The organism is Erwinia sp. 2186, from assembly GCF_057812255.1.
In genome coordinates this window covers 2,330,806-2,343,475 of record NZ_CM173824.1, presented here as the reverse complement: position 1 = coordinate 2,343,475, position 12,670 = coordinate 2,330,806, and the positions used below count along the sequence as shown (strand labels likewise).

Here is a 12,670-nt window from a genome sequence, read left to right as displayed (position 1 = left end):
TGGGTCTGTCTGACCAAAAACAATCAGTACTCTTACACCAGGAAATAAGAATGAAAAACCTACTTAACCGCACCAGTTTGCCTGCTAAGTTTTTACTGCTTGGGCTGTTTTCAGCGATTCTGTTTTTTTTGCCCACGGCTTTATTCATTCAAAGCGGCAGTCAGGCTATTGATGCAAAAAAAATTGAACTCAGCGGCATTCCGGTAGAGAAAAAAATGCTGACGCTGCTTAATAAAATCCAGCGTCACCGCGCCGAAAGCGCCATTGCGATTTCTCAACATAAACCTGACAACGCGCCTCGCCTGGCGTTGGCTGAAGATGCCAGCCGGGATCTCACAACGATCATCACCGACCTCAAGCAGGTGGATAACACTGCCCAGCCCCTAACCAGTTTGGCGACGTTCAATGATGATTGGCAGCAGTTGCAAAACGATATTTTAGCCGGGAGACTGAGCCTGTCTGACAGCCTGCAGCGCCACGCCAGCCTGATTCAAAAACTGCTGATAGCGAATCAGAATGTGCTGGATTTTTATGGCTTAACGCTGGATGCCGATCTCAATACTTATCAGTTTATTATCAGTATTTTTAGTCGCTTACCTCAGCTGACCGAAACCCTCGGACAAATCAGAGCCAGTGGCGCGTCTGTGATTGCTGCGGGCAATAACGTCACCGACGCGGATCGCAGTCGTATGGCGTTTCAAATCGAAAGTGGCAAAACCGCCCTCGCACAGTTCAATAGCAATATGGAAAAAGTGTTCACTATCGAACCCAGCCTGCGTGAAATCTTTGCCCGTTCAGATCAGGATGCGAATAAGCAGGCCAATGACGCCCTGCAACTGGCGGAGCATATCTTTGTCAGTAAAAGCGTTACCGTCGCGCCCGCCGAATACATTCGCGTTTTCACCCAGTCAATAAACCGTTACGCAGAGTTAGGGTCGAATAGCGCGGATAAACTGTCCCAGATGCTGGAAAGTCAGGCAACCGAAAAACGCCATGCTCAATTTTGGCTGCTGGCCGGCTTATTCAGTATCGCGTTACTCGCGGTGTATACGGCGGTTATGATTTCGCGATCGGTCACCGGACCGGTGGAATTGGCGGTTAATGCGGCAAGCAAAGTGGCTGCAGGCGATTTAACGACCTCATTTACGGTGACAGGAACGAATGAGATGTCCACGTTGTTAAACGCGTTGCTACTGATGCAGAACCGTTTGGCAGAGCTTGTATCGGGCATCAAATCCAATGCTGTCACCATCGCAACCTCTTCCGAAGAGATAGCCAGCGGTAACGGCGATCTCTCTTCTCGAACTGAACAGCAGGCGGCTTCGCTTGCTGAGACTGCCGCGAGTATGGAGCAGTTAGCGTCCATCATCAGTCATAACGCAGAAAATACCCGCTACGCGTCCACCATGGCAGAATCGGCAACCAATGCTGCCCTTCTCAGTGGGAATGCCATGGAATCCGTGATGGAAACAATGCATAAGATCCGCGGCAGTTCCGGAAAAATTGAAGAGATTACCAGCGTGATTGACGGCATCGCTTTCCAGACCAATATTCTGGCGCTGAATGCCGCGGTTGAAGCGGCGCGTGCCGGGGAATCAGGCAAAGGATTTGCGGTGGTCGCCTCTGAAGTACGCGCCCTTGCGCAACGTTCGGCTGCTGCAGCGAAAGAGATTAAAGGGTTAATTGAGCAGTCGGTTGATCATGCCCATGAGGGGATCGCTATGGCTAAGAATGCAGGAGATAGGGTCAGGCAGAGCGTGGAGGCCATTGAGCAGACCTCACAATTGATTCGCGATATTTCAACCTCATCCGCTGAGCAAAGCAGCGGTATTACGCAGATTAATATCGCCGTAAATCAAATGGATCAGGTAACCCAACAAAACGCCGTGCTGGTTGAGGAATCGGCCACCTCGGCAGATGATCTGGCACACCGTGCGGCTCATCTTCGGGATATGGTGGCCGTTTTCCGTACCGCATCCTGAGCCTCTGACCCAAAAGGGCCCGTCACCTCAGGCAACGGGCCCATTTGCGAAAAAAGACAGCTCGGTAAACCAGACGGTTTCCGTTAGTTACCGCGATAGGTCGAGTAACCATACTGGCTCAGCAGTAACGGGATATGGTAATGCCCGTCATTTTCCACATGGAACAACACCGGGATCTCAGGGAAAAACGTTGGCTTGCCCGCGCTCTTATAGTAATCGCCGGTTTTGAATACCACCTTGTAATCGCCTTCAGTCATCGGCTTATCCTGCGGAAACAGTGCAGCAATGCGCCCATGGCTATCCGTTTTGCCTGACGCCAGGTTAACCCAGTTATCCTTTTGGCGCTGTTGGAGTTCAACTTCCACGCCCGGCGTTGGCGTACCCGTTTCCAGGTTGAGGACATGGACGCTGAGCGGATTGGCAACGGGCGCAGTTTGCGCAGCACCGGCTGTGCAGGAGGCGGCGAAAAGCGATAAAAAGACAATTTTAGGGAAAGTGTTCATGAGTTAGCTCCGTGTTGTAATTGCTAGCTATATTCAACGACATTGATAGCTCACTCAATTTTTCTCTCAAATATCTGAAATTTCCCAGATTGTCATTCCACGCTCTGCCCGGCCGACCTCCTACCACCTTCCCGGCCTGTACGGTTATTGTTTATCCGCGTTTAAAACGTCCTTAATGTGGTCTTCATCAACCGGATGAGGAGAGTTCCCCCACTGACCTCTGACGTAGTTGACGATATCCCGCATCTGCTGTGGCTGAAGCAGGCCATGATAAGCAGGCATTTTGTAGGGAATGTTTCCCTGGGTGACCGGTGTTTCTGTGCCGAACGCGATGACCTTGATCAGATTGTCGGGCTCCTCAGCGCTGACAGACGGGTTATTCACCAATGAAGGGACATTGTCATCGGTTCCCTGCCCGGTTGTACCGTGACAGGTTGAGCAATAACGCAAATAGAGCGTCTGCCCGGAACCGCCTGCAGCGATCGCCCCGCGGGTTTCCGTTGCAGCCGCATGGGTATGTGAGGCCGGTTTTTTACCGCTGAGGCTGACCAGGTAACTGCTGATGGCATTCAGGTCATTGTTATTCAGATACTGGGTACTTTGTGTCACAACGTCGCTCATCGGGCCCGAAATCGCGGAATGCTTGCTTCGCCCTGTTTTCAGTAAATCTTTTATTTCTTCAGCCGGAATAGCCCCATTCCTGAGCGAGGGTGCATACCAACCATCAATCATCGCACCACTCAGGAAGGTGGCATCAGAACTGTCGTACGATTTTTCCTGCATGCCAATCCCCCTTGGCGTATGGCAGGCACCACAATGGCCAGGACCTTCGACAAGGTATTTACCGCGCTGAATTACCCCGTCGTCGACTCCCGCCGGGGTGTTAACCTCTTCGTTGCTATCGGTGAACATCCAGTTCCAGATACCCAGTGGCCAACGCGGAGAGAATATCCACGGTATTTCTCCCGGACTATTTTTTTGTGCGGATGCCTTCACATCCTGTTTGAAATAGGTGTAGAGCGCGTGCATATCTTCATCGTTCATTTTGGCATATGACGGATAGGGCATCGCCGGATAAAGATAATGCCCATCACGGGCCACGCCTTTTCTGACCGCTTTTTCAAAATCCGCATAACTGTATAAACCGATTCCCTCTTTCACATCCGGCGTAATGTTGGTTGAAAAAATATCCCCTAAGGGAGTATGAAATCGTTTACCTCCCGCCATTACATCGCCGCCCTCTTTGGTATGGCATGCGACGCAGTCCGAAATACGCGCCACATACTCTCCCTCTGGAGACGCGGCGAAACTGCTGGCAGAGATAATCAATGCGCTTGTCAGGATAATTTTAATCATGGCGTTAACCCAGGTTCTTCAGTTCATTGACGGCTCGCCATGCCTGATCAATGGCTGCATGAGCATAAGCACTCCAGTCGGAGTCAGAATTGGCGATGGCAATACGCCCAATTGGCTTGCGTGCTTCTTTGATGATCTCCGGCATTTTATCCATGTCATCGAAAAGTGAGCTGGCATAATAGGCGTAGCCATGGGCCCAACGGTTAACCGTGATGCCCGCAATATCCCGTTGATGATCAAATCCTGTCGAGCCAAGCATTTCCTGCAACTGCTCACGGATCATCTGTTCGTGAGTCTCGAAGGTTGTTCCTAATAACCAGGCGCGTCCGCGTTGAAACTGCTCGCGTGCGGTGAGGTTACTGCCGGGATAGGTGGGAACGTAGACCATATGAATAAGCATCGGGTCATCCGCATTACGCGGGTGATGGTATTTCCCCATACTGACGGGATAATCAAGTTTGACCCGACTGTATGGCGCGGCGGGAGAATAAAATTCATGGATACCCAAATCGGTAAAGGATCGCCAGTTGCGGATGGCCACGTTGGTATACACCAGTGGCGCCTTAACGTTCATTCGCAAATACGCTTTCTGTTCCTCCGGCGTTTCGGGGACAAGGAACGGAATCATCATGTTATAACCGGCCATGATGCTATTGCGACCGCGTACGCGATAAGGGTGTCCCTGATGGATATAGGTGACGATAACGCCGTTGTCGGTATTTTTCGCATTGATCACAATGCTGTTCAGGCGCAGTCGCGTGCTATTTTCTTTCGTGTCCAGACGGCTGTAATCAAGCGTTGAAGTCACGGCGTCTGCCATCGACTCTCCGGGTAATGCATCCGGTATCAGATGCCTGACCAGCATCCGCGTCAGGCCTGCATTGCCATCCGGGAAATGATAGGTGTAGGGTTCTTCCAGATCGGCAAGGGATTCCTCATCCAGCGGCGGCAGATGCATCGCCTCCATGCCTGGCAAGGCGCAGACCCGTGCGTCACTGCAGGAAATGCCCTCAATGCCGATGGCGAAAAAATCATTGGTACGCTGCTGAAAATAGAGCAACGCCATTTTGCTCAAACCGACTTTTTCAGACAGAAATTCGCTGTAACTGTGCTTATCCATCCACGCGAGTTTTTCGTCGACTTTCATCCCCGGCAGATAGTCTTTTGGCCTGACATGCAGTTCGATTAACGCGGCTTTGTCGTTTTCCCCGAGCGGAAAATCGTTGATGAAATCTTCAATTTTGCGGCCGTTCAGTCTGTCAGCGGGAATATCGTCTGATACTGCCCGTCCCGGATCGCCGCTGACTATGCGGGTTTCCCCGAAGTTCTTTTTATCGAAAAATACCCCACGACTCAGATTCAGGTCGGGATAAAAGTTTTGGTCAAAGCCCGCTTTCATTTTAACGACGCTGATGCCGACATCGGCCAGCAGTTTATTCACTTCAGGGCTGAAATTATGTTTTGGCGATTGAAAGGATTCACTGCCACCGTATCCAATCAGTGTGCTTTTTCCCGCAGTAAATTCGTTCCGTTTAGCATGTCCGCCAAAATCGTCATGATTATCGAGGATCAGGATCTTTTTATCTTTGCCTGCCACCTGCTGCCAGAAACAAGCGGACGCCAGACCGCTGATACCGCCACCCACGATCACCAGATCGTATTCTTCCTCAACCGTCAGGGAATCGAAGTCGAATTTTTGGTGCTCACGCCCGAGGGCATGCGCCATCTCAAATGAACCGGGGTGATTTCCGCGCAACCCCATCAAAGAGGGAGGATAATACTCCCCGGCTTTCTCAGCTATTCCGTTTTCTTCCGCCCTGGCCAGATCCCAGGGCGTTAACCCGGCAACGACCGTCAGCGCAACACCGTTAAGAAAATCACGTCGGGTAATGGACATTTTTAACCTTTAAAGTCTGTTAATTATCGGGTGAAGCAAAATGCTTAAATGTGACCCACTCTTTTCCGCCGCGCCTGATGGAAAAGAGCGTCAAGGTGGCGTTATCACTTTGAGGATTGCAGCTCAGCATCCAGTTTTTTTGAATCGTAATAATCGCCCTGATAGGTAATTTTGCCCTTTACCACCTTAATAAAGCTGACGCCTTCAAATTTGATTTTGTTATTTGTTGCCGGACTCCCCGCCCACTCACCCGAATTGGTTCCTGTAAACGTCCACTGAAAGGCAATGGTGTCTTTGTTGTAAACGGGCTTGCTGGTCATTTTCCATTGCAGGTCGGGCACCGCATGAATAAACGCGCCAATCACCTCTTTTTCTGCCCTGTCCTTGCCGTTAACGGGTGAACCCGTTGCCGCGTCGTAATAAATGACATCGTTAGCCAGATAACGCGACGCCTGCGAAGCGTTGTGTCCATTCCAGGCGGCCATATAATCGTTAACCACCGATTGCGGTGACTCTTCTGCCAGTACGCTAAACGAACTCAGCACAACCGTCATTGCCGCGATTTTTAGTAATTTCATGGTGAGCCTCTAATCGTTGATGTCGCACATAATGTGTTTTATGCGGGTGTACTCATCGAGGGAATAGGACGACAGGTCCTTGCCGTAACCCGATTTTTTGAACCCTCCATGGGGCATTTCTGCACACAGCGGGATGTGGTTGTTGATCCACACCGTGCCAAACTCGAGATCGATACTGAATCGCTGCGCGCGGGCATGGCTGCTGGTCCAGATGCTGGCGGCAAGACCATATTCGACGTCATTGGCTTTATGCAGGGCATCCGCCTCGTCTGAGAAGCGCTGGATGGTCATCACCGGGCCAAAAACCTCATGCTGTATGGCTTCGTCGTGCTGTTGCAGACCGGAAATAATGGTGGGTTCAAAGTAGAAGCCAGGCCCCTGGCCCGGATGGCCGCCGGCTTCAATGGTGGCGTGTGACGGCAGGCGTTCAATAAAGCCTTTAACCTGCTCAAGCTGACTGCGACTGTTCAGCGATCCGTAAAGGGCGTCGCGGTCATCTGGCAGGCCAAATGTGATCTCCCGCGTTCGCGACACCAGTTTTTCAAGGAAATCCTGATAGGCCGAATCCTCAACGAGAATGCGGGTTGCCGCCGTGCAGTCCTGCCCCGCATTGAAAAATCCGGCGGTGGTGATGATGTCCACGGCTTTGTTCATATCGGCGTCGGCAAACACGATCACCGGCGCTTTGCCGCCCAGCTCAAGGTGGGATTTAGTGAGGTTGGCGGCGGCAGACGCTGCGACCTGCAGGCCAGCCCGCACCGAGCCGGTAATCGAAACCAGTGAGGCGACAGGATTCGACACTACCAGCGATCCGGTATTGGCTTTTCCCAGCACCACGTTAAAGGCGCCCGCGGGGAAGAATGGCGCTGCTAATTCCGCCAGCAAAAGTGTGCTGATGGGCGTGGTATCACTTGGCTTCAACACCACCGTATTCCCTGCCGCTAATGCCGGGGCGATCTTCCAGACCGCCATCATAAAGGGGTAATTCCATGGTGTGACCTGCCCGACAATCCCCAGCGGCTCGCGGCGGATCACCGAGGTGAATCCCGCCGCGTATTCACCGGCGGCTTTACCTTCCAGGCAACGCGCGGCGCCGGCAAAAAAGCGGATGGCATCGCATGACGCTGCGATCTCTTCTTTCTCAATAAAATGCCTGAGCTGTCCTGTTTCTTTACTCTGTAACTCGGCCAGCCGCGTCACGTTTCGTTCAATTTCATCTGCCAGACCAAGCAGCGCCTTTTGCCGCTGGGCAGGCGTGGACTTTTTCCACACCGCAAACGCCTCTTCAGCCGCAGCATAGGCAAGATCCACCTCCGCCGTTCCCCCGTCTGGTGAAATGGCATAGGTTTCACCATCAACCGGACTGATCAGCTCAAAAAAATCCTCCCTCTGATTCGGGACATACTGTCCGTTGATAAAGTGCTGTAAGGTTTGCATCGCATTCTCCACGTCGGTTAATACATATAATATATTATGTAATATATATTGGCGTGGTTTTTTTCAATGACTCTCTCCTTACAACATGAAGCGCCTCGCATTTTTAACAAAATGATTACAATGTTGCCCTTCCCTCTGGCATTTTGGGGGAAACCCGATGCAGTGAATTGGCATCAGGCCTGCGGTAAATAACGGATTTCACACCCCATTTCTACGGTCTGCCTGACAAAAGGCGCCCCTATTTACTGCTTCCTTGCCAGGGTGGTTTATGTTAAGTATGGCGGCCTGCATAAGGGATTTTCAGAGAAGATTATGATTACTCACGCGGTAATTTTCGCACCGATAGGACAGGCCAGCCGTTCTGATCAGATTGTTCAGCGGCTCTCCAATGCCATTGTGACCGGACTGTTAGAACCCCACGAACAGCTGCCGAATGAAACGGATTTGGCAAAGATGATGGGCGTGTCGCACATTACCATCCGGGAAGCGCTAAATACCCTGCGGGCTAATGAACTGATACACACCGTCCGGGGCCGAAATGGCGGCAGTTTTGTCTGTGAAAATGTTCTGCATTCCGGCAGGAACCTCCACCCTTTCAGGGGCATCAGTACCGATTATCTTTCCGATCTGGGAGAGATGCACAGTGCTGTTATCAGCCACAGCGCCAGGCTGGCCTCACGTAGGATGACCGACGTAGATTTGCAGCGACTGCGCGAATTTACGGCATTGCTGGCCTCGGCAGAAACCCCGGAACAGAGAACGCAGGCCGACATGCGTTGCCTGCTTGCCATCGCGGCAAGTTCACAGTCTGCCAGGCTGGCAAATCAGGAACTGCAACTGCAGGCCGAATGGGCGTCGTTGATTGCGGTGCTTTATCGCTCTGATGACGTGCATCGTGAGGTAAACGGGCTTTATGCCACGCTTACTGATGCCCTGGCGTCGCATTCAGAACAGGCAGCCGTTCAAGCCGCTTCGCAGCTGATTGATACCTTCACCGTCTATTTATTAGAAAAGAAAATGAATTACCCTTCTGAAAAATAACCCGTATAGGCAATGTCGAAAATGAATTATTCAGAGCACATTCATGCGCTAACCCTCAAAATTGACGACATCTTTCAGTCATCTGTCGACAGTACCGGTTTATTAGCTGAGAAGATCGCCCATTGCCTTTCCGCTCATCCGCAACCGGGGCCCGAAGCATTGCTGGAAACAGGCGTAAAAGCGGCCATTCAACCGATCATCAAACTGACGCTGGATGAAAACCCCTACTGCTCGGGCGCTGGCGTTGCCAGCCACATTGAAAGCACCGCCTCAGTGGGCGAATACTGGGTGCTGGAGTGGTGGTATAAGAAAGATAACGGCTTAAAACAGGTCAGTCTGGACCTCGATCAGTCTACCCAGCAACGGCTGGATTTCCGCACCTTTGCCTGGTTCCAAACCCCGATCGCCGAAGGTAAACCCTATATCCATGGCCCTTACGTTGACTATATCTGCAATACCTCGCTGACGCTGACCGTTGCGGTCCCTATTCGGGTTGAAGGAAACGTTTTGGGGGTTGCCGCGCTGGATATTCTGGTGAGTCGGATTGAGGAAGAACTGCTGCCGTTGTGTGTGAACGAAAAAGCCGTCCTGACTAACCTTGAAGGCCGCATCATTTTTTCGTCAAATCCCCGGCTGCGCATTGGCGAACTGTTTACGGGTGAAGCGCAACAACGGGCTTACCAAAACAGCTACGCGGCACTGTACTGGCTGTAATGCTGCACGACGTGCAAACGCATTGCGCCGCGCCAAACGAGTCACCCTCCCACATCATGCAGTGCAAAAAAACCGTAGCGTCAGGCTACGGTTTTAGTCGCACGTCTTATAAGAACATCAGCCCGGCAGCCCTCAGAACTCCTCTTTTGCTCTGAGCTTGCTGGCATATTCGATCGCATCGTTTTCCGGCGCGCTTGAACGACCGAACGGGTTTGCGACCGTCATATAAACCAGCCCGGTCAGCAGCACGACTGCGAGCCCAATCAACACCGTCCAGCGGTCCAGGAAGCCCGCGCTATCAGCAGGCTGCGCCAGCAGCCAGATGCCGCAGAGACCATAAAGTAAGGCGAAGACATTCACCAGGATGCCCCATGCACCCAACGACCATTCCCCTGCTGGCTTCCAGCCTTTCAGGCGCTGACGTAACGCGGCAAGCACCACCAGCTGGAAAGAGATGTAAATGCCAATCACGGCAAAAGCGGTGATCCGCGAGAGGTTATCCGGCTGGAAATAGACCCAGACGCAGATGATCACCGGCAGAATGCAACTCACCAGCATGGCATTGTCCGGCACGCTATTTTTAGAAATTTTGGACATCCACTGACTGCCCGGCAGCATTTTATCGCGTGAGAAAGAGAAGATAAGACGGCTCAGCGCAGCCTGCAGCGAAAGAATACACGACAGCATGGCGATGATGGCGATGACGATGAAAACGGTGGAACCGGTGCTGCCCAATGCTTCGTTGAGGATTACCGGGATAGGATCGGCGGTTTTACCGGAGACAATGCTGGCCAGATCGGGTGAAGACAGCAAATATCCCATGACGGAAATCACGGCCGAAATTGCGCCGAATACAATACTCAGGATCATCGCCACCGGGATCTGCTTGCCGGGGTTCTTAACCTCTTCCGCCACATTGCCGCAGGCTTCGAAACCAAAAAACATAAACAGGCCCATCAGCGACGCCGACATAAATGCGGTGGTATAGCTGCCGTCCTTTGCCAACATGCCCATTGAATCAAACACCACAGAGAACGGCTGTGACCGGTGGAAGATCAACAGATAAATCCCCAGCGCGATAACGCTGACGATTTCACACCAAAACCCAATTTTTGCCACCCGCGCCAGGTTTTTAGTCCCCGACATGTTGACGCCCATCATCATCAATAACAGCACCACTGAGGTCATTAGCAAATTGAGCGGTGACTGAACGAAGTGAAATAGCGACGCCACAAAGGTCGAGGTGTATTCCGCAATCGAGGTAATGGTCACCACCAGCGCCCACAGGTAGATCCAGGCGGTAATCCAGGCAAACTTTTTGCCCCACAGCCGTCTCGCCCACGGGTAAAGGCCGCCGGTGATCGGATATTGCGATGCCACTTCACCAAACACTAAGGCAACCAGTAGCTGACCACAGGCAACAATCAGGATCCACCACACTGCGGGCGGCCCGGCTAAGGTAATGGCCAGTGCAAAGAGCGAGTACACGGCGGTTAAAGGAGAAAGGTAGGTAAAGCCGAGCGCAAAGTTGGAAATCAGACCGATTGACCGGTTGAACTGCTCTTTGCATTCAGGTTGATTGTTATGGCTATTTTTTTCAGATGTCTGTTCCATATGTCGCTCTCTGTTGGGGCATAATCGCAGGCGATAGTGACTAATTTATAAAACATAATAAGTTATATGTATATTGCGCGTGTCACACTTTTGTTAATGACTTGCTGCGGAAAGCGGGATAAAAAAAACCGACGAGTAATAACACTCGTCGGCGCTCGCGTGAGCGAAGTATTCCGGCACAGGGAATGAGGAAACGTTAGTCCTTCAGCTTTTTATCACCGATTTGAGGATGTTGAGGGCGGCATCAAACTGGTCGTCGGGAATGGTCAAGGGATAAAGGAAGCGGATCACGTTGCCATATTGACCACAGGTGAGTAGCAGCAGACCTTGTTCCAGCGCGCGTTTCTGGATCCGCTGGGCAGTGGTTGCGGAAGGCGCACCCGTCTTCGCATCACAAAATTCCGCCGCAATCATCGAACCCAGGCCGCGAACCTGCACCAGTTCCGCACAGGACTCTTTGCAATCCACCAGCGCAACACGTAAACGGTCGCCAAGAACGTCCGCACGCTGGCAGAGTTTTTCATCTTCAATAACATCCAGCACCGCATGCGCAGCAGCAACCGCCAGTGGGTTGCCGGCATAGGTGCCACCTAGTCCGCCCGGTGACGGCGCATCCATTATTTCTGCCTTGCCCACCACACCTGACAGCGGCATCCCTCCCGCCAGGCTCTTGGCCATCGTCATCAGGTCTGGCTGATGGGCATAATGATCCATGGCGAAGAGTTTCCCGGTGCGGGCAAAACCACTCTGCACTTCATCAGCAATCATCACGATGCCGTGCTCATCACAAAGAAGACGAATGGCTGCGATAAGCTCAGCAGGCGCGACATTAAATCCGCCTTCACCCTGTACCGGCTCAAATATAATGGCGGCCACCTGGCTGGGATCAATATCCGCTTTAAACAGACGTTCAATGGCGATCAAAGCATCGGCTGTTGAAATGTTTTGCAGCTCGGAAGGATACGGTACGTGGTAAACGGAACCGGGGAATGGGCCAAACCCTTTTTTATAGGGCGCCACTTTACCGGTCAGGGCCATCGTCATGTAGGTGCGACCGTGGAAACCGCCGCTGAAGGCGATAACGCCCGGACGCCCGGTATGCGCGCGTGCAATCTTAATGGCGTTCTCCACCGCTTCCGCTCCGGTTGAGAAGAAGGCGGTTTTCAGTGGGCCGGGGATCGGCACGGCAGCATTAATTTTTTCAGCCAGCGATACGTAGCTCTCGTAAGGCACAATTTGATAGGCGGTATGGGTGAAGGCCTGCAGTTGCTGCTCCATTGCCTTCACCAGCCGGGGATGCCGATGGCCGGTGTTCAGCACCGCAATGCCCGCCGCAAAATCGATATAGGTCTTCCCTTCGACGTCGGTGATCGTGCTGTTTTCAGCCGACGCAGCATAAAAATCACACATGACGCCAACACCGCGAGGAGTGGCACTCAGACGACGCTGCTGCAGCTCGTTATTGTTCATAGTCATTGCCTCATCTCTTTACAAAGTGTTTGTAATACCAGAGACAATCTGTCAGCGTTTGGTACCTTAAACGAGAGC

The 12,670-nt window shown here is 52.2% G+C and carries 10 protein-coding genes; 3 read left to right on the top strand and 7 right to left on the bottom strand.

Annotated features, from left to right (window positions below; all coding sequences use genetic code 11):
* The first annotated feature begins 50 nt into the window (after positions 1-50).
* Entirely contained in the window at positions 51-1,982 is a 1,932-nt protein-coding gene (locus ACXKZG_RS10865; RefSeq protein ID WP_488876255.1) for a methyl-accepting chemotaxis protein, read from the top strand.
* Positions 1,983-2,065: 83 nt separating this feature from the next.
* Here the strand turns inward: ACXKZG_RS10865 and uraH are convergent, their stop codons facing one another.
* The 5 genes from uraH to ACXKZG_RS10840 form a co-directional block, all read right to left on the bottom strand.
* Entirely contained in the window at positions 2,066-2,485 is a 420-nt protein-coding gene (gene uraH / locus ACXKZG_RS10860) for a hydroxyisourate hydrolase (protein ID WP_488876178.1), read from the bottom strand.
* Between the two features lie 144 nt (positions 2,486-2,629).
* Positions 2,630-3,841 (bottom strand): c-type cytochrome, encoded by a 1,212-nt coding sequence (locus ACXKZG_RS10855; RefSeq protein ID WP_488876177.1) that lies wholly within the window; start codon positions 3,839-3,841, stop codon positions 2,630-2,632.
* A 4-nt stretch (positions 3,842-3,845) separates the two neighbouring features.
* Positions 3,846-5,738 (bottom strand): NAD(P)/FAD-dependent oxidoreductase, encoded by a 1,893-nt coding sequence (locus ACXKZG_RS10850; protein ID WP_488876176.1) that lies wholly within the window; start codon positions 5,736-5,738, stop codon positions 3,846-3,848.
* 104 nt (positions 5,739-5,842) lie between these two features.
* Complete coding sequence (locus ACXKZG_RS10845) at positions 5,843-6,316, bottom strand: ester cyclase (protein ID WP_013202348.1); 474 nt, start codon at positions 6,314-6,316, stop codon at positions 5,843-5,845.
* A gap of 9 nt (positions 6,317-6,325) precedes the next feature.
* On the bottom strand, positions 6,326-7,753 hold the full coding sequence (locus ACXKZG_RS10840) for a gamma-aminobutyraldehyde dehydrogenase (RefSeq protein WP_488876175.1): 1,428 nt from the start codon (positions 7,751-7,753) through the stop codon (positions 6,326-6,328).
* Positions 7,754-8,065: 312 nt separating this feature from the next.
* Between ACXKZG_RS10840 and ACXKZG_RS10835 the strand changes: the two genes are divergently transcribed.
* Both ACXKZG_RS10835 and ACXKZG_RS10830 read left to right on the top strand, forming a co-directional pair.
* A complete protein-coding gene (locus tag ACXKZG_RS10835) occupies positions 8,066-8,794 on the top strand; it encodes a FadR/GntR family transcriptional regulator (protein ID WP_488876174.1) in 729 nt (242 codons plus the stop codon).
* 21 nt (positions 8,795-8,815) lie between these two features.
* Positions 8,816-9,508 (top strand): cache domain-containing protein, encoded by a 693-nt coding sequence (locus ACXKZG_RS10830; RefSeq protein ID WP_488876254.1) that lies wholly within the window; start codon positions 8,816-8,818, stop codon positions 9,506-9,508.
* A gap of 132 nt (positions 9,509-9,640) precedes the next feature.
* Here the strand turns inward: ACXKZG_RS10830 and ACXKZG_RS10825 are convergent, their stop codons facing one another.
* The gene (locus tag ACXKZG_RS10825; RefSeq protein ID WP_488876173.1) at positions 9,641-11,122 is read right to left on the bottom strand and encodes an APC family permease; all 1,482 of its coding nucleotides are present in this window, start codon (positions 11,120-11,122) and stop codon (positions 9,641-9,643) included.
* A gap of 204 nt (positions 11,123-11,326) precedes the next feature.
* On the bottom strand, positions 11,327-12,592 hold the full coding sequence (gene puuE / locus ACXKZG_RS10820) for a 4-aminobutyrate transaminase (protein ID WP_488876253.1): 1,266 nt from the start codon (positions 12,590-12,592) through the stop codon (positions 11,327-11,329).
* Positions 12,593-12,670 lie beyond the last annotated feature (78 nt).